Source organism: Rubrivirga sp., assembly GCF_049648075.1.
Taxonomy (GTDB): Bacteria; Bacteroidota; Rhodothermia; order Rhodothermales; family Rubricoccaceae; genus Rubrivirga.
This window is the reverse complement of record NZ_JBARYR010000539.1, coordinates 1-17,846: the sequence shown is the minus strand read 5'-3', so window position 1 is coordinate 17,846 and position 17,846 is coordinate 1. Positions and strand designations below refer to the sequence as shown.

General features: G+C 68.7%; 14 protein-coding genes. 8 read left to right on the top strand and 6 right to left on the bottom strand.

What is annotated here, in order from left to right; genetic code table 11:
* Positions 1–288 precede the first annotated feature (288 nt).
* The 4 genes from purF to WBA11_RS15055 are packed head-to-tail and all read left to right on the top strand — an operon-like array spanning position 289 to position 6,636.
* Positions 289–1,806 (top strand): amidophosphoribosyltransferase, encoded by a 1,518-nt coding sequence (purF, locus tag WBA11_RS15070; protein WP_424521483.1) that lies wholly within the window; start codon positions 289–291, stop codon positions 1,804–1,806.
* A 44-nt stretch (positions 1,807–1,850) separates the two neighbouring features.
* Positions 1,851–4,136, top strand: coding sequence for a DUF5916 domain-containing protein (locus WBA11_RS15065; protein WP_424521482.1), 2,286 nt, complete (start codon positions 1,851–1,853; stop codon positions 4,134–4,136).
* Positions 4,136–4,702, top strand: a complete 567-nt coding sequence (locus WBA11_RS15060) for a GNAT family N-acetyltransferase (RefSeq protein WP_424521481.1) — start codon at positions 4,136–4,138, stop codon at positions 4,700–4,702. The genes WBA11_RS15065 and WBA11_RS15060 overlap by 1 nt, the downstream gene beginning before the upstream one ends.
* A 26-nt stretch (positions 4,703–4,728) precedes the next feature.
* Entirely contained in the window at positions 4,729–6,636 is a 1,908-nt protein-coding gene (locus tag WBA11_RS15055; RefSeq protein ID WP_424521480.1) for a pre-peptidase C-terminal domain-containing protein, read from the top strand.
* On the opposite strand, the gene WBA11_RS15050 is transcribed toward WBA11_RS15055, so the two are convergent.
* The 3 genes from WBA11_RS15050 to ggt form a co-directional block, all read right to left on the bottom strand.
* Positions 6,608–7,675, bottom strand: coding sequence for a glycosyltransferase family protein (locus WBA11_RS15050; protein ID WP_424521479.1), 1,068 nt, complete (start codon positions 7,673–7,675; stop codon positions 6,608–6,610). The two genes, WBA11_RS15055 and WBA11_RS15050, sit on opposite strands and share 29 nt — an antisense overlap.
* 2 nt (positions 7,676–7,677) lie before the next feature.
* The gene (locus WBA11_RS15045; protein WP_424521478.1) at positions 7,678–8,466 is read right to left on the bottom strand and encodes an HAD family hydrolase; all 789 of its coding nucleotides are present in this window, start codon (positions 8,464–8,466) and stop codon (positions 7,678–7,680) included.
* A gap of 138 nt (positions 8,467–8,604) precedes the next feature.
* Positions 8,605–10,314 carry a gamma-glutamyltransferase gene (gene ggt / locus WBA11_RS15040; RefSeq protein WP_424521477.1) on the bottom strand — a complete coding sequence of 570 codons (1,710 nt, stop codon included), beginning with the start codon at positions 10,312–10,314 and terminating at the stop codon, positions 8,605–8,607.
* Positions 10,315–10,812: 498 nt separating this feature from the next.
* Here ggt and WBA11_RS15035 point away from each other — a divergent pair, with 498 nt between their 5' ends.
* On the top strand, positions 10,813–12,615 hold the full coding sequence (locus WBA11_RS15035) for a sodium:solute symporter family protein (protein WP_424521476.1): 1,803 nt from the start codon (positions 10,813–10,815) through the stop codon (positions 12,613–12,615).
* A gap of 66 nt (positions 12,616–12,681) precedes the next feature.
* On the opposite strand, the gene WBA11_RS15030 is transcribed toward WBA11_RS15035, so the two are convergent.
* Entirely contained in the window at positions 12,682–14,454 is a 1,773-nt protein-coding gene (locus WBA11_RS15030) for a M43 family zinc metalloprotease (protein WP_424521475.1), read from the bottom strand.
* Between the two features lie 126 nt (positions 14,455–14,580).
* Here WBA11_RS15030 and WBA11_RS15025 point away from each other — a divergent pair, with 126 nt between their 5' ends.
* The 3 genes from WBA11_RS15025 to WBA11_RS15015 are packed head-to-tail and all read left to right on the top strand — an operon-like array spanning position 14,581 to position 16,200.
* Positions 14,581–15,444 carry a TraB/GumN family protein gene (locus WBA11_RS15025; RefSeq protein ID WP_424521474.1) on the top strand — a complete coding sequence of 288 codons (864 nt, stop codon included), beginning with the start codon at positions 14,581–14,583 and terminating at the stop codon, positions 15,442–15,444.
* A gap of 21 nt (positions 15,445–15,465) precedes the next feature.
* A complete protein-coding gene (locus WBA11_RS15020; RefSeq protein ID WP_424521473.1) occupies positions 15,466–15,927 on the top strand; it encodes a hypothetical protein in 462 nt (153 codons plus the stop codon).
* A 54-nt stretch (positions 15,928–15,981) separates the two neighbouring features.
* Positions 15,982–16,200: a hypothetical protein gene (locus tag WBA11_RS15015; RefSeq protein ID WP_424521484.1), complete on the top strand. Its 219-nt coding sequence runs from the start codon at positions 15,982–15,984 to the stop codon at positions 16,198–16,200.
* Positions 16,201–16,213: 13 nt separating this feature from the next.
* On the opposite strand, the gene WBA11_RS15010 is transcribed toward WBA11_RS15015, so the two are convergent.
* Both WBA11_RS15010 and WBA11_RS15005 read right to left on the bottom strand, forming a co-directional pair.
* A complete protein-coding gene (locus tag WBA11_RS15010; protein ID WP_424521472.1) occupies positions 16,214–17,401 on the bottom strand; it encodes an ATP-binding protein in 1,188 nt (395 codons plus the stop codon).
* 111 nt (positions 17,402–17,512) lie between these two features.
* Positions 17,513–17,846 (bottom strand): N-acetyltransferase family protein (locus WBA11_RS15005; RefSeq protein ID WP_424521471.1); only part of this gene is annotated, 334 nt, incomplete at its 5' end.

Genomic DNA, 17,846 nt, shown 5'->3' with positions numbered 1-17,846 from the left:
GTAGCGCCTACGAGGGCGATTGGTAGGCCGTGTTCATCCTCGAGGACGGTCCTTCGATCGCGACCTCGGAAGACGACCGACGTTCCCTGTCCGACCTCGAGGTCGGCGGGGGGCGACGCCGTTGCGTGCAACGGCACTACAGGGGACGACCGAGACCGAACGGCCCTCGAGGACGCGGACCCGAGCACGCCGCTCCGCCCCGGCGCAGGCCTCGCGAAGAATCTCACCGGCGGCCCCACTCCGCCGCGCCGCGCCGTTAACCTGGACCTTCCGCCCTCCCCCCGATCTGTGGATAAAGCGCGCGACCATTGCGGCGTCTTCGGTGTCTTCAACCACCCCGACGCCGCGCGGCTGACGTACTTCGGCCTGCACGCCCTTCAGCACCGAGGCCAGGAGTCAGCCGGCATCGTGACGAGCGTCTACGACGAGACGAAGGGGCGCAAGGTGATGCCCATCGTCAAGGACTTCGGCCTCGTCCTAGACGTGTTCGACGACGAGGACGTGTTCGAGGACACGCTCGTAGGCGACTCCGCCATCGGCCACACCCGGTACTCGACGTCGGGGAGTGCGACGAACCCGGCGAACGTCCAGCCATTCGTCGTACACGATCGCGAAGGGCACTTCGCGTTGGCGCACAACGGAAACCTGTCGAACGCTCGAGCGATTCGCGAGCGCCTGGTCGAACGAGGAACGCTGTTCAGCTCGTCGTCCGACACGGAGTTGATCCTGCATCTGGCGGCCCAAAGCCAGGAGAACGGACCCGTCGCCCGGATGGTCGACGCGCTCCGCCAGTGCGAGGGCGCATTCTCCCTCGTGATTCTGACGGACGACGCCTTGATCGCGGCGCGCGACCCGAGCGGCTTCCGCCCTCTCGCTCTCGGGAGGCTCCCGGCTGCCGAAGGCCGGCAGCACCCAGGATGGGTCGTGGCGTCGGAGACGTGCGCGTTCGACATCATCGGCGCCGAGTACGTCCGCGACGTCGAGCCGGGCGAGATCCTAGTCATCGACCGGGAGAGCTTGGAGCGGGCGACACCGGAGGGGACCGAGTTCAACGGCGTTTGCATGCCGAGCCCGCTCGGCGTGAGCCAGTGCGTGTTCGAGTACGTCTACTTTTCGCGCCCCGACTCCAAAGTCTTCGGAGCGACGGTCGACAAGGTGCGCCGGAAGATGGGCAAGCGGTTGGCGTGGGACGCCCCCGTCCCCGCCATTAAGAAGGGACAGGGCAAGCGGCCGATCGTGATGGCGGTACCAGACTCCTCGAACACGGCGGCTATCGGCTACGTGTCGGAGTCGAACAAACGGGGGCGGCGCTGCAAGTTGGACATCGGCCTGATCCGCAACCACTACGTCGGCCGCACCTTTATCGCGCCAGGCCAGTCGACGCGCGAGCAGCGCGTGCGGACCAAGTTCAACCCGGTCGCGGGCGTGCTCAAGGACCGGATCGTGGTCATGGTCGACGACTCCATCGTCCGGGGCACGACGGCGCAGCAGCTCGTCAAGATGGTCCGCGAGGCCGGAGCGGCAGAGGTCCACTTCCGGTCGGCGAGCCCGCCCGTGATGTGGCCGTGCTTCTACGGGATGGACTTTCCCTCGAGGGCGGAGCTCGCAGCCAACAAGCACGGCTCGGTCGACGCGATCGCCGAGTGGCTCGGGGTCGACTCCTTGGGCTATCTCTCGGTCGAGGGCATGATGGAGGCCGTCGAAGAGGCGCACGACAGCGCGGACCGCTACTGCCACGCGTGTTTCTCGGGCGAGTACCCGGTCCCGGTCGAGACGGGCGTCGTCAAGGAAGAGAACGACTGGTAGCATCCTTTCCTCGAGGGCGAGAACGGCCTCGGGGACAGTATTGGGTGTCCCTCCTCTTCCACCGCGCCTTGCAACGGGGGTCTCGTCCTCGAGGACGGAGCCGAGTCACGGACGCGGTCGGGTCTAGCTTCGCGTACCTCCCGGTACCGACTATGCGCGTCGTCTGGCTCGCTGCCGTACTCGCTGTCCCGCTCGCGGCCCAACCCAGCGCCCCGCCCCAGAACGACGTCACGGCCGTCTTCACCGACGAGGCCCCACGCATCGACGGCGTCCTCGAGGAGCTGCTGTGGACCCGCATCGAGCCGGTCGACGCGTTTACCCAGGTGTGGCCCGACACCGGCTCGCCCTCGACGGAGGCGACGGAGGTGCGGATCGCCTACGACCGCGACAACCTGTACTTCGCGTTTCGCAACCTGGACGCGAACCCCGAGTTGATCCGGGCGCAGAACCTGGAGCGCGGGGGCCGGAACGACCGGGACGACCACGTCTACATCGGCCTCGACACGTACCGCGACGGGCGGAACGCCTACCTGTTCGAGATGAACGCGCTCGGGACGCAGGACGACGCGACCGTTACGGACGAGGGCCTGACCATCGACAGCTTCTCGTGGGACGCGGTCTACCGCTCCGAGACGGTCATCGACGAGACGGGCTGGACGATGGAGGTCTCGATCCCCTTCCGCCAGCTCCGCTTCCCCGAGGGCGACGACCTCGAGTTCGGGCTCATGCTCTCGCGCATGATCAACCGCAAGAACGAGCGCGTGATGTGGCCGGCCATCGGCCTGGATCGAGGAAGCAGCTTCATGGCTCTCGCGACCGTTTCGCAGTACGGCGTCTTGCGCGGGCTGCGAGACATCCGTCGAGGACGGAATCTCGAGATCAAGCCGTACGGCATCACGGGGGCACAGCAGTCGAGGCCGGACCTCGGGATCCCCACCGCCGACGCCGAGCTCTCGGCCGACGCCGGGGTCGACATCAAGTACGGGATCACGTCCAACCTGACCCTCGACGCGACGGTCAACACCGACTTTGCCCAGGTCGAGGCCGACAACGTCCAGATCAACCTGAGCCGGTTCAGCCTGTTCTTCCCCGAGAAGCGGGAGTTCTTCCTGGAGCGCTCCGGCTTGTTCGAGCACGGCTCGGCGCGCCAGACCCAGACGTTCTTTTCGCGCCGGATCGGCCTCGACGAGAGCATCCTGGCGGGCGCTCGCATGACGGGCCAGATCGGGCCGCTGTCGGTCGGCGTGCTCAACATCGAGACGGGTCCTGACATCGGGGACTTTTTGGGGTCGGCATCGACGAACAACACGGTCGCCCGGGTTCGCACCGACATCTTGCCCCGCGCGACGGTGGGCGGGATCGTGACGAATCTGGCGGACGAGCGCGGGTACAACCGAGCCGCCGGCCTCGACGGGCAGGTCCGGTTCGGGCAGAACAGCATCGTGGATGCCTGGGCGACGCAGGTGTGGGACACCGACCCGGACCTCAACAGCGCGGCCGGATCGGTCTTCGCCCAGCTCGCTACGGACCGCGCAGGCATCTCCGCCGGGTACGCGAGCGTCGGATCGACCTATGCTCCCGCGCTCGGGTTCGTACGCCGACGCGACTACCGACGCGTCCAAAGCGAGGCGTTCTACCAGCATCCGCTGACGTCGTCTGCGCTGCGGCGAGTCGGCGGAAACGTCGATGGGACGATGTACTGGGGGCTCGACGGGGAGCGGCAGTCGGCCGAGACCGAGATCGAGGGGTTCGTCGAGTTCACCGGCCGCGACCAGATCGGCGGCGGCGTCCGGCACCAGATCGAACGGTTGGACGCACCATTCACCATCCGGGAGAACGAGACCGTGCCCATCGGCGAGTACGGCTACGTGACCGCCTTCGTGGGAGGCGAAACCGACTCGAGTCGCCCCGTCTTCGGCTCGGCCCGGCTCTCGACCGGCGGCTTCTTCAATGGCGACCGGACCGACGTCAGCCTCAACGCCGGGTGGCGACAGTCGCAGCACCTCGTCCTCGAGGGCGGGATCGACCACTCCGTGATCGACCTGGGCAACGGACCGTTCACGGCCACGGTCGGCTCGGTCTCTGCGCTCACCGCGTTCAGCCGGACGCTGTTCGGCCGGACGCTGCTCCAGTACGACAACTTCTCGCAGGCCTTGCAGGCGAACGTCCGGCTCAACTGGATCCACACACCGGGTAGCGACCTGTTCGTCGTGTTCAACACGTCCTACGGCCTGATCGACGACGGCGAAGACCCGCTGGACCCGCGCCGCACGGTCGTCTTGCGAGACCGCCTCGCCGTCGCCAAGCTGACCTACCTGGTCCTGTTGTAGTGCCCGACCTCGAGGGCGTCGTCACCACCACGAACCGGCTTCGGCTACGAGTCCAAACCATCGAGGATGCGCCGTTTCTCTTGTCGCTGATGACGGATCCCGACTGGATCCGCCACATCGGCGACCGGAGGGTCCGCACCGTCGAGGACGTCGAGCGGTACGTCCTCGAGGGCGCGATCGCGCAGCAGGCTGAGCACGGGTGCAGCTTGTATCTGGTGGAACGCTTGTCGGACGGCGCGCCGGTCGGGATCTGCGGACTGGTCACCCGCGACGGTCTCGAGGCGCCGGATCTCGGCTACGCGCTCACGCCTCAGCATCGAGGCCGGGGCTACGCGAGAGAGGCGACGCGCGCCGCCCTCGAGGTCGCCCGCGACCTCGGCGAGACGCGCGTGCTGGCGGTCGTGACGCTGGACAACGGGCCATCGAGGACGCTGCTCGAGGACGTGGGCTTCCGGGAGGCACGGATCGCGCAGCAGGACGACGGCCCCGTTTTGGTGATGGGCATCGACCTCGAGGACGTGGAGGTCCCCTCTGGCGGGGAGGGCGGTTCGGGCGGTCTGCGATAGGTTCGGGGCGAACCTCCGACCGCCAGATGCGCACGCTCACGGCCATCTCTCTCTCCTGCTTGCTGGCGCTGCCCGCGCTCGCTCAGCAACTGCCCGTGTTCCCAGCCGACCAGTTCGGCAACGCCGTCCTCGTCCCGGCGCGGGGGGCCGTGTTCTATGAGAGCACGTTCAACGACGTCCCCAACTTCGAGCCGCTCGACGACTTTACAGACGCGAACCGATACCGCCAGCTCTCGAGATCCGTTGGTCGGCTCGACCTCCGAGTGACGAACTCGCAGGGGCAGGCGATGAGCACGTGCACGGCGACTTTGATCGCGGATGACATCCTGATCACGAATTACCACTGCGTCCCCGGCACCGATCCGAGTTGGCAGGTGACCACTGCTCAGATCCGAATGGGCTACATGACGCTCGCCAACGAGGGCGTCGCATACCCGGTGGACATCACACCGCTCGAGTCGAACCGGAGCCTCGACTACGCCATCCTCCGCGTCCCGTCCGCTCCAGGTCAACGCTGGGGTCATATCCCGCTGCGCGTGCGCGACCCGAGTCCAGGCGAGGAGCTGTTCCTGATGCACCACCCTCAAGGCGTTCCGCAGCGCCTGACGCGCCGAAACTGCCGCATCAAGGACGGATCCGCCTCGGTGTCGGGCATCGAGATCCGCCACCGCTGCGACACCCAGGGGGGCTCGTCGGGCTCGCTGATCTTCTCGGACAACGCGGTGAACGGACAGTTTGAGGCCGTCGGGCTTCACTACGCGGGGTTCGGTCCGAACGCCGTCGACCCCTACAACAGTGCCAAGCGGATGACGTCGATCCTGGCGCAGAGTCCGCTCCTGCAGCGCCTCGCTTCTGGATCTCCTGCTCCGCCGCGACGCGCACCCGGCCCGACGCCCCGGCCTCCGACGCAGCCGGTCTCGACCGGCTCGAGGACGATCTCCGCTTCGGCGACGGGGCGCTTGACCTCGGCCTCGACGCGCCACACGTTCGACGGCCAAGCGGGCGACGTAATCACGGTGGACCTGACGAGCGGCGACTTCGACCCGATCCTCGACGTGCTCGGCCCGGACGGACAGACGCTGGCCACGGACGACGACGGCGGAGGCTCGCTGAACTCCCGCGTCACCGACCTTCGCCTGGCGACCACGGGCACGTACACGTTCGTGGTCCGGTCGTACCAAGCGAGCGACCGCGGTGCAACGGGGGCCTACGACATCTCCATCTCGGGAGCAGGCACGGCACCACCGCCCCCGAGGCCCACGCCGCCTCCGGCCTCCCCGAGTCCTCGAACCATCTCGGCGTCGACGTCGGGCACGCTGACGTCGGCCTCGACGCGGCACACCTTCGACGGTCAGGCCGGCGACGTGGTCACGATCACGCTCGAGAGCCAGGAGTTCGACCCGATCCTCGACGTCCTGTCTCCGACCGGCGAGACGATCGCGACCAACGATGACGGCGTCGGCTTGAACTCTCGGGTGAGCGATCTCCGACTTCCGTCGGCAGGCACCTACACGCTCGTGGTCCGCTCCTACGCTGGCGGCAGCCGAGCCGCGACGGGACAGTACACGGTCTCGATCACCGGCTCCGGCCCCGCTCTCCCGGCGACCTCGAGGACGACCCACGCGCTCGGCCAGTCCCGAGCCGGCACCCTCGAGGTCGGTGGGCGGTCACGGTTCACGTTCACCGGACGGGCCGGACAGCAGATCTGGGCCGAGGTCACGAGTGGCTTCGATTCGTTCCTGACGTTGACGGATCCGGACGGCCGGGCGATCGCCACCGACGACGACGCTGGAGAGGGCACCGACGCACGGATTTCGGCCTCCCTCCCCACGTCCGGTACCTACACGATCACCGTCAGCGCGTACACCGGGGCCGACTACCCCGGAGTTCAGCGGTCGGGCAGCTTTACGCTTCGGCTTGGAGAGGGCCTCTAGCCTCGAGGACGTCGTCGACGGCGTCCAGCACGTTGGGAAGCCCGTCTTCGAGGGCGACGCCCGTGGATGAGCGGCCGCCGGCGTCTTTGAGGAAGGACTGGACGGCTCCGGTCGTGAGCTGCTTGGCGGCGCGACCTCTCCCTTGTCGCTCGAGGTAGGCCGCGTTGAGTGCCTGCTCGTAGATCCCCCCGTTCGGGATCGCGAGGACGGGCTTGCCGAGGTAGAGCGCCTCACTGATGAGCGTGAACCCGGCCGTGCAGATGACGGCACGGCACCCCGCGAGGTCGCGTAGAAACCGGTCGTGCGACGGCGTGCGATACTCGACATTCGTGTTCGACGACTGGGCCTCGAGGCCGTAGACGACGAACCGAGCGTCGACGGGTGCGAGTGCGTCCTCGAGGGCGCGGCCGCGAAACGAGCCGTTGACGTAGACCAAGACGTGCTCTCCGGTCTCGGCCTCGAGGCCGAGGATCTCGCGCCGGAGAATCGGGCCGACGAACGTGGCTCGGTTAGGGTCGCGAAGCGGCGGTTGGTAGAACGTCGAGATCAAGCGCCGCTCGGGCGTGCGCGCGACGATGCGCTGGACGGCCTGGCTCGCGACGAACCGGCTGAACGGGTCCACGACCGGCGGGTCGGGCTGGGTCTCCGTCACGATCTGCTGATGGTCGACGGTGACGACGGGGACGCCGAGGTCGGCGGCGGCACGGTGCGCGAACGCGTCAAAGTCGGAGATCACCAAGTCCGGCTCGACCTCGAGGAATTGCTCTCTCAGGTCGCGGACCACACGCCTGGCCCTGAAGACGAGCCCGGCGTTCGCGACACCCGTCGTGAGCAAGAGGAGCCGGTTCCACCGCATCACCTGCCGGAGCGTCGGGGCCGGGATCACCTGCTCGCCGCCGTCCTCGAGGACGGACCTCGCGGTGCCGCCGCCGCAGAACACGACGTCGTGGCCTCGGCCCCGTAACCCGTCAGCAACGGCCAAGCCCCGCGACGTGTGCCCGCGCCCTTGACCACTCAGCGCATAGACGACGCAGGCCAACTCTACGACGCCGCGGCGTCTTCGTCGGGCTCGGCTGTCGGCTCTGCACTGCCCTCGAGGTCGGCCTCCGACGGTGCGAGGACGTTCAACAGATCAGAGGTCGTGGCCAGGATGAGGTCGGCGCCGGACGCTCGCAGTTCATCCTCGGTCCCAAACCCGCACAGCACGCCGACGGCTTGGGCCTCACCTGCCTGGGCAGTTTCCATGTCGACCGTCGTGTCGCCCACGACCAAGCAGCGGGCCGGGTCGACGCCCATCGCGTCGGCGCAGAAGACGAGGGGGTCCGGGAAAGGCTTCATCCGCGGGGTCGTCTGGGCACCGGCGACGGCGGCGAACAGATCGAGGACGCCGTGGTGCTTTAGAAAGGCTCGGATACGAATCTCTCCGCCGGTCGACATGGCGCTGATCGGGTACCGGGCCGCCACCTCGCGCACCATCTGCTCGACGCCCGGCACCATGTCGTGCGGGACCTCGTCGGCAGCGTCGGCCGGGTGGGACTCGGCACGTTCCCGCTGGCCCCGGACGTGCTCGAGGAGGTCCTTGACCTTGGCTTTTACAGCCGACATCTCGTCGTCCAGTCCGAGCTTGTCGAGCGCACCGTAGGCCGCGTTCACCGGCGTCTCGGCGCCCATCACGAGGCGGCGTGCCAGGTCGGTCGCTCGTCGGCCGCTGATCAGCGGGATGGCGTCGAGGACGGTCGCGATCTGAGCGACGAGATGGTCGTCGGTGTCGGCGAGCGTTCCGTCGATGTCGAAGACGACGCCGTCGATGCGGTCGAGGTCGAGAGGCATTCGGGATTAGGGGTTGGGGTTTGAAGATGCGAGCGCGTTGGCCTCGAGGTCGGGGAGTCGGAACGGATTTCTGTCTCGACCGGGCCGCTTCTACCTCGAGGTCGCTCGGGCCGGCTCGTCACACGTCCACCATCACCCTCATAACCCCCGCGCGTCGTCGTCGTCTCGGCGTGGGTCCGCACCGCCCTCGAGGACGCGAGCGCCCGTCGCGTCGTAGCGCACCACGACGATGTTGGCGGCGCCGAACCGGGTCAGCGGGTCGAGTGTCCATCCACGGTCCCGGAGCGCCTCGAGCGTTTCGCGAGGAAGGTCCCGCTCGTGCTCGAGCTCGTCCGGGAGCCACTGGTGGTGGTAGCGGGGCAGTGCGACAGCGGCCTGCGCATCGAGGCCGTGGTCAACGACGTTCGTCAAGACCTGGAAGACCGTCGAGATGATGCGCGCCCCGCCCGGCGATCCGGCGACGAGAGCCAGGCGCCCCTGCTCGTCCTCGAGGATGACCGGCGTCATGGACGAGACCATCCGCTTCCCCGGCGCGATCGCGTTCCGCTCGCCCTGGATGAGTCCCCACCCGTTCGGCCGTCCCGGCCGAGCTGTAAAGTCGTCCATCTCGTCGTTCAGCAAGAACCCCGCGCCCCCAACGACGACCTTCGAGCCGAAGTAGTCGTTGAGCGTCACCGTCATGGCGACGGCGTTGCCCTCGGCGTCCACGACCGAGACGTGCGTCGTCTCCGTGCTCTCGATCCCTAGATCGGGCGGCGTCCCGTGTCCGACCTCGAGGCTGACGCTCGCGCGACCGGGATCGAAAGACGCCATCCGCTGACGGACGTAGCGCGGCCGGATGAGAGCCTGGACCGGCACGTCGACAAAGTCCGGGTCGCCGAGCCAGTGCGACCGGTCGGCGAACGCACGGCGCAGCGCCTCCCCCGCCAGGTGAACCGTCCTCGAGTCGTGCGGCCCCCACGCGCCGATCTCGTACGGCTCGACGGCCGCCAGCACCTGGGCGAGCGCGATCCCGCCCGACGACGGCGGCCCCATCGCGATCACCCGTCGACCCCGATACTCGGCCTCGAGGACGGGACGCTCGATGGCGCGGTACGCCTCGAGGTCGGCATGAGAGATGAGGCCGCCGCCCCGCTCCATCTCGGCCACGATCAAGTCGGCGGTCCGTCCTCGATAGAACCCGTCGTGGCCGTCGTCCCGGATGCGGCGGAGCGTGGCTGCGAGGTCGGGCTGGGCGAAGCGCTCGCCGGGCATCCAGGACTCGCCGTCGGGCTTGACGAACACGGCAGCCGTCGAGGCAAAGGCGGAAAAATCGCCCCGATAGCGGTTGAACAAGATGGCGTTCCGACCCGAGAGGTAGTGTCCGTCCGCAAGCCGGATCGCGGGCGCGATAAGCACCTCGAGGTCCAGACGACCGCGGGCGCGGTGCGCCGCGAGGAGGCCCGCCACGGTCCCGGGCACGCCCACGGCCAGGTGGCCTCGTTGGGAAGACGCCCCTGTGCGTGTGTACAGGTCACGGTCGGCCTCGAGGGGCGCCCGCTCGCGGAAGTCCCACGACGTCGCGGCGCCGGTGGCCTCGCGCAGGACCAGGAATCCCCCGCCGCCCAGGTTGCCGGCGTCGGGGCTGACGACGGCCATCGCAAACCCGATCGCAACGGCCGCGTCAACCGCGTTTCCGCCGTTTCGAAGGACGGCCAGCCCTATTTTGCTCGCCTCCGGATGCCCGGTGGCGACCATGGCCCGGGTCGACGGCGCGGCCTCGAGGACGGCCGCTTGGGCATCCGCGTACTCGACCGGTGCCACGATCAAAGACAGGCCGAACGAGATCGAAAGCAGGCGTAGAAGCACGGAAGCGTGGCGGGATGGGACAAGCTAGAGACGCTCAGCGCCCCGTTAAACCTTCTAGCTGACACCTATCTGTCGCCTCCTCGAGGACGGGTTGTGCACACCTCGATCCCGCGTCGATGCGGAGAAGCACAGCGATGCTCTAAACTGTTTTTGGCACGAGGGTTGCGGATCGTGAAGAAACCGGTTACGTTCCGGTCGTTGGTTCCAGATGTGGATAACTTCTCATCAACCAACGCGGTATGTCCCCCCTCCTCTCACCTACCACTTGAGATGAACCGCCTTATCACGGCAATGTCTGCCGCCGCTGCTCTTGTTGGAATCGGCGTCCTGATCGTCTTCCAGTTCTAGACGCGGCACTGCCGTTGCCTCTGTCGCGAGCGCCGCCCGGGTTTGTCCCCGGCGGCGCTCGCGTCGTTTAAGCCGGGTCGGTCGTCCTCGAGGGCGGCCTCCTCCGACCTCGAGGGCGCGGCTAGCTTTACGCCTCTCCCAACCGCGTTTATGAGTCCTCTCGACTGGGTCATCGTCGCCGCCGTTCTGGTGTTCACCATCGGTCTCGCGGCGCGCTTCGCGAGACGGGCATCGGCCTCGACCGACGAGTTCTTCGCGACGGGACGGCAGATGCCGTGGTGGCTGGCCGGGACGAGCATGGTGGCGACGACCTTCGCAGCCGACACGCCGCTCGCGGTCGCGGAGTTGGTCGCGCAGTCGGGCGTCGCGGGCAACTGGCTGTGGTGGTACGCGGCGCTGGGTGGGATGCTGACCGTGTTCTTCTTCGCCCGCCTGTGGCAACGGAGCGGCGTCCTAACCGATGTCGAGTTCGTGGAGCTCCGCTACGACGGACCCGCTGCGGCGGCGCTCCGCGGCGTCAAGGCCGCGTACTTCGGCCTGTTCGCCAACGCGATCGTGATCGGCTGGGTGGTTTTGGCCATGTCGACCGTTTTCCGGGTCTTGTTCCCCGGCATGACCATCTTCGGCGCGACCGAGTGGCTCGGCCTCGATGCGCCGACGTTGGCCGTCGGTGGGCTGATGCTGTTGGTCGGCGTCTACGCCTTGGTGTCGGGATTGTGGGGGATCGCGGTGACGGACGCGTTCCAGTTTGGACTCGCCATGTTCGGCTCGGTCGCACTCGCGTGGTACGCGCTCGACATTCCCGAGGTGGGCGGCCTGGCCGGTCTCCGGGCCGCGCTCCCCGACGACGTCTTCCGGTTTACGCCTCGCCTCGGCAACCCCATCGAGGGCGCGGCGACGCTGACGCTGAGCGGGATTGCGTTCGCGGCCTACGTCGGCGTGCAGTGGTGGGCGAGTTGGTATCCCGGCGCGGAGCCGGGCGGTGGCGGCTACGTGGCGCAGCGGATGTTGGCGACCCGGTCCGAGACCGACTCCGTCCTGGCCGTCCTTTGGTTTACAATCGCGCACTACTGCATCCGGCCGTGGCCCTGGGTCATCGTCGGCCTGGCGGCGCTCGTCCTGTACCCTGGCTTGGAGAATCCGGGCGAGGGCTACGTCATGGTGATGCGCGACGCGCTCCCGTCCGGCCTTCTCGGACTGCTGTTTGCCGCGTTCCTAGCCGCGTTTATGTCCACGATCTCGACCCAGCTTAACTGGGGCACGAGCTACCTCGTCAACGACCTGTACCGCCGGTTCATGGTCAGGGACCGCGACGAGCGCCACTACGTCACTGTCTCCCGTGTGTTGACGTTCGCCCTCGCCATCGGGGGCTTCCTGCTCGCGACGCAGCTGACGTCCGTGTCGGGCGCGTGGGGGCTGCTGCTGAGCGCCTCGGCGGGAATGGGGCTGGTGCTCATCCTGCGCTGGTACTGGTGGCGGATCAACGCCTGGGCCGAGTTGACCGCGACGGTCGTCCCGCTCCTGCTCGTGGCGCTCCAGCTCATCGGCCTCGATGTCCCGTTCCTGACCTCCGAGTTCCCGACCAACCTGTTCGGCATCGCCGCAATCACGACCGTCTGCTGGGTCATCGCGATGTTCGTGACGGCGCCGACCTCGAGGGCGACGCTCGACACGTTCTACCAGCGCGTCCGGCCAGGCGGCCCAGGCTGGCGCCCCGTCGCAGAGCGCAACCCCGATGTCCAGCCCGACACGGGGCTAGGCCGGCTGGCGGTGCAGTGGGTGATGGGCGTCGTCGGCGTGTACGCGGCCTTGTTTGGGATCGGCTGGCTCGTTCTCGGCGAGCCGCTGCAAGGCGCGCTCACCCTGGCGGGAGCGATCGCCGTGATCGCCATCTTGGTCCGCTCGCTACGGCGCGTCGAGGCGATGGCGGCTGAAGGAGCCGTCAGCGCTTGACCAGGCTGGCTCGACCTCGCGGTCGTAGACCGGCGCGTCGTCCTCGAGGACGACGCGGGCTCGCTGCTACCGAACGACCGTGACGCGGCCGATCGCCGTCTCGTCAGCGGCGGACACGCGGACGAGGTAGATCCCCGACGCGGCATCGGACGGGTCCCAGCGCAAGACGGGGTACCCGGCTTCAAGAGACGCGCCTTGCGCGATCACGGCGATTCGGCGGCCCCGGACGTCGTAGACCTCAGCGCGCACGTCGTCGGCGTCTTCGGGCAGAGCGAGCGGGATCGAGACCGGACCTCGGGACGGGTTCGGGAACGGGGCGTCGACGCGCAACGCGTCGGGGCGCTCCAAGACGTCGAGGGCGAGGTTCACGGAGACGGTCCCCTGGATCGGGTCGTTGGTCGCGAACTGAACCGGCTCGAGGTAGGCCGTGGGCGCCAGGCCGTCGGCGCTGAGCGAGATCGTGACCTCGGTCTCGCCCTGGGGCTGGATGGTCCCGGACAGCGGAGAGATCGACGCCACGAACTCGGGAAGGGTGGCCTCGACCACGTCGAAGGTCAGCGGTCCGTCGCCCGTGTTGCCGAGGACGACGGTCACATCGGAGCCGCCACCCTCGATGAGGCGAGCCTCGAGGTCGGACCGGCCCAACCGGGCGGTCGGCGGTAGGAACGCCTCGCCCTCGAGGACGAGTGACAGGACGGGCGCGGACGCACTCGAGGTCGCGAGTTGGACCGGGACGACGAAGGCGCCGGACCGCGACGGCTCGACGACGAGGGTCGCGATCTCCGATGCCCCAGGCTGGACCGTGACAGGAGCTTGTAAGCGCACGAACCCGGCTGAGCTCGTGGCCCCCGTGATGGTAAAGGGCTCGGCCGTCGCGTTCGTCACGCGCACCTCGGCCGTGCTCCCGATCCCGACGATGACGTCCTCGAGCTGGCCGGGCGTACGACGCGCCAGGGCGAAGCCGCCGGCGGTGATGGTCGGGCGGAACTGGCCCGTGAGCGCCTGGGCTCGCTCGGTCTGCCCCGGCGTGAACTCGGACATGCAGGCGTCGTCCGAGTAGTCCATGTAGTTGTGGATCGGGTCGAGGCCGGGATCGAACGGGCACGAGTCGCGGCCGACGGGGCAGCGCGACGCGCCGCTCGCCTCCTGGGGCGTGTCCGCGACGCCGTCGTTGGTCGCCGTGCACCCTCCCGCGAACGGGTGAAGAAGGCCCACCCAGTGACCGACCTCGTGCGTCCCGGTGTGCCCCAGGTTGTACGGCGCCTCCGGCCCGCCCGGCAGCGTCCCCGTCAGCAGGACCACGCCCTGGTCGCGATCGGTCTCCGCACCCGGATCTGGGGTCGATGCCCAGCCGAGGTAGTCGAGTGCGAGGTCGGCAGTGTAGATGTTGAGCACGCGCGACGGGTCGAGGGCGAGCGCGTCCTTCATCGCGTCCTCCTCTTGGGAGCCGATCCGCAGGTCCCGGTACCACTCCGCGTTGTCGACGCGCTGGACGAACGCGAGCGCGAACCGGTAGCCCATGTCTCGGAACGCCGAATTGAGCGTGTCGACCTGGGCCTCGATCTGGGAGTCCGGGACGTCGCCCTCACCGCCGTCGGTCAGGATGTGGAACGCGACGGGGATCGTGACCGGCTCGTTTGAGATCCGCAGCGCGGCGCGGGCTCGCATCCGTTCGACGATCTGGACGGACGCCTCGACCTGTTGGATGGTCGGCTCCGGTGTCGCGCACGTCCGCCCGTCCCGCGTCACCGTCAGGTTCGCCGGCTGCGCCGCGGCCGCAGTTCCGACCATGAGAAGGCTGAGAACGGCGAGGCGCAACGGGTCGGGCGGTGGGGGCACCCAACCTACGAGCCACGCCTTGGATTTCGTGCCCACCCTCGTCCTCGAGGCCGACCCGACCGAAGCTCGCTCACAGGCCGACCTCGAGGGCGAGGTAGCTTCGACTCACCACTCCCGATTGTTGCGATGAAGACACTGCTCCCCATCCTCGCGCTCGCGCTCGCGCTGCCCACTGCCGCCCAGGACGACGACCGCCGTCCCCCGCTGTTCGTCCTCGAGGACGGCGACAGCAAGGTCTACCTGCTGGGCTCGGTCCACGTCGTGCCCGAGGGAACGCTGCCACTTCCGTCTCACGTCGAGGCCGCCTACGACGACGCCTCGGTGCTGGCGTTCGAGCTCGACCTCGATCTCGCCCAGGCCGGCGCGCAAGGCATGATGGCCGCGGCGACGGACGAAGAAACGATCGGTGACGCGCTCTCGGACGACCAGATGAGCCAACTCGACGGGATGCTCGGCGATCTCGGGTTGCCCGCCGGCGCGTTCAACGCGTTCGAGCCGTGGTTCGGCGCGATGACCGTCGGCGTGTTGGCGCTTCAGAACTCGGGACTCCCCGTCCAAGCCGGCGGCGTCGACGCCCACTTTTTCAACCGCGCCAAGGCCGACGAGAAAGAGCGCGTCGCGTTCGAGACTGTCGAGTTGCAGACGGCCGTCTTCGACGACTTGACGACCGAAACGCAAGTCTCATTCTTGATGTCGTCGCTCGAGACGCCGCTCGACAGCATGGCCGCCCAGTTTGGAGAACTCGTCGACGCGTGGGCGACGGGTGCGGACGACGACCTGGCCGCGCTCATGAACGACGGGATGTCGCAACCCGAACTCTTCGAGGCCCTGCTCGTGACGCGCAACCGCGCCTGGATCCCACAGATCGAGTCGCTCCTGGCCCGCGACGGCGAGAACGCACTCGTCGTGGTCGGTGCCGGGCACCTTGTGGGCGAAAGCAGCGTCGTCGACATGCTCCGCCAGGCGGGGTACACCGTCGAGCGGCTGTAGGCTCGTCCTCGAGGACGAGACGTGCTCCTTTCGCACCTCGGCGCGATGGCCTGGTTTCTGGCTCTGTGGCCGCCGCTCGTTTTCTTCGCGGTGATCGCCGCCGCGTCCGCCCTCGAGGCCCGGCGCGGCTCGCGCTCTGGCGAGGAGGTCGGGGCGGCCCAGGCTCGCGTGCCACTTCTGCTCGCGATCACGCTAGCCGTCGTGGGGCTCAGCGCCGTCGCCGTCGTCGTCCTCGAGGACGAGGTGCGGGCGCGGCTGCTCAACGCTGTGACGGCTGGAAGCGCCGAGAGCATCGTCATTGGGTGCCTCGTCGGCGTCGCGATCGCGATCGCGTACTTCGGAGGTCTCGACCGGGTCGTGCAAGCGGCTCAGGCCCGGTTCGGCGACTACGTCCCGCCGGGGAGCACGGCGTCGCTCGGAGCGGGTGGCGTCGCGTTTTTCGTCGCCAACGTCGTGCTCGCGCCGCTGGTGGAGGAGGTCTAGTACCGCGGACTGCTGTTCGACGTCCTCGAGGTCGGGCCGGTCGCGGCGGCCGTAATCGGGTGCGCCGCGTTCGGGCTCTTCCACTGGCCCGGCGGTGCGTGGTACATGGTGGCGACGGGCGTCCTCTTGGGTCTCCCCTGCTGGTGGCTGAGGGCGACCTACGTCGACCTCGCCAGTCCGTACGCGGCGCACCTGGTTCTCAACGTCCTCGAGGTCGTGATCTCGACCAAGCGAGCCCGGTCGGAGCCGGTCCGACCTCGAGGCCGGACCTAGGCGAAGGCCGGACCTAGGCGGCGTCGAGCGGGGCGACCAAGAGCCCGTCGGAGACGCCGTGCATCGCGTCGCGGAGCGCAAAGGCGAGGGCCGTCAAGACCAGCCCCGCGTGCGCGTTGCCCTCGATGGCGTCGACGGCTTGCGCGACGACCGAGGCCATGGCCTCGAGGTCGGCCTTGGGGAGGGCGGCGACGAACTTCTGGACCGCCTCGGTCTGGTCCACGTTGACGACGGCCGCGACGGCGCCGGCTCGTACCAGGACCAGGTCCCGGATCCAGATCGAGACCAGGTCGAGCCACCCTTTCAGGCTCTCCCGCCCCAGCTTCTGCGCCGACTGCACGACGGGTGCGATCCGGTCCGGCCGGCCGGTGTAGGCCTCGCGGACGAACTGGACCGCCAGCGCTCGGTGCGCCTGCATCGACTCGCTGCCCCAGACCTCGAGGGCCTTGGTGAACGACCCGTCGGCCATCCGGGCGACGACGGCGGCCTCGGTTGCGGGAACGCCGGCGCGGGCCACGAGCGCGGCCTCGAGGACGTCGGGCGCGAGCGGATCGAACCGGACGCGCTGGCACCGCGACAGGATCGTCGGGAGCACGTTCTCGACCCGCTCGGCTGTCAGGATCAAGACGACGCGGGCCTCGGGCTCCTCGAGCAGCTTGAGCAACGCGTTCGCCGCCTCGGTGCGGATCCGGTCGGCCTCGAGGAGGACGCCGACGACGTAGCGGCCCTCGACGGGCACGAACGACATCTCACGCCGGAAGGCCTCCATCGGGATTCGGCGGTGGGCGACCTGCTTGTTGCTCGCCCCGTCGCTGCCCAACGCTGCGCGTTGCCGGTAGTCGGCAGACGCGTAGGGCTCGGCGGCGAGCGCGGCCATGCGGTCACTGTAGTCCGACGGCCGGTCGTCTTTGTCCGCCTGCTTGCTCGTCTTGGGAAACGGCAGCGTGACGTGCAGGTCCGGGTGGATCAGCCGCGCCGACTTGGTGCACGCCAGGCACGAGCCACAGGCGTCGCCTGCCGGGCCGGTCGGCGTTCCTCGGCGCTCGCACAACAGCGCCTGCCCGAACGCGAGCGCCGCGGCCCGCGGCCCCGATCCACTCGGGCCGTGGAACAGGTACGTGCCCGCCACTCGCTCGCTCTCGAGGGCGTGGCTCAGGGTGTCGATGGCGCGGTCTTGGCCGAGGACGCGGCTCCAAGGCATATCGGTCGGGCGGTGGGCCGGAAGCTACCTCGAGGGCGCAGACGACGGACTCGTCCTCGAGGTCGCTCGATGGGTCGAGGTCCACCCGCAGAGCCGCCCTCGAGGCTGCGTCTACCGCCCCCGGTCGCCCTCGAGGTCAAGGACGACGGTGACCGAGTAGTCCCGCGCACGCTCTGTCTCCCAGAACGCCCGCCCGGCGCCGTTGGCGGCCAACACGCCCGCCCGCAGCTCCGTCGCTCCCTGGCTCAGCCCCCACTGCCGCGCTTCGTCGATGAGACGGGACCCGACGCCCCGCCCCCGAGACGTCGGCGTCACGTAGAGGTCGTCGACGTGGACCATCAGAGACGGTCGGTACATCGGCGCGGGCTCGTAGAGATGGGCCGTCACGAGCCCGACCGCAGCGCCGCCCTCAAGGGCGAGCCAGATGCGGCTCGCGGGGCTCCGC

Bases quoted from the DNA above. Each gene is read 5' to 3' on its own strand.
- WBA11_RS15055 (WP_424521480.1), top strand. From the start codon at position 4,729: ATGCGCACGCTCACGGCCATCTCTCTCTCCTGCTTGCTGGCGCTGCCC.
- WBA11_RS15045 (WP_424521478.1), bottom strand. From the start codon at position 8,466: ATGCCTCTCGACCTCGACCGCATCGACGGCGTCGTCTTCGACATCGAC.
- WBA11_RS15035 (WP_424521476.1), top strand. From the start codon at position 10,813: ATGAGTCCTCTCGACTGGGTCATCGTCGCCGCCGTTCTGGTGTTCACC.
- WBA11_RS15025 (WP_424521474.1), top strand. From the start codon at position 14,581: ATGAAGACACTGCTCCCCATCCTCGCGCTCGCGCTCGCGCTGCCCACT.
- WBA11_RS15010 (WP_424521472.1), bottom strand. From the start codon at position 17,401: ATGCCTTGGAGCCGCGTCCTCGGCCAAGACCGCGCCATCGACACCCTG.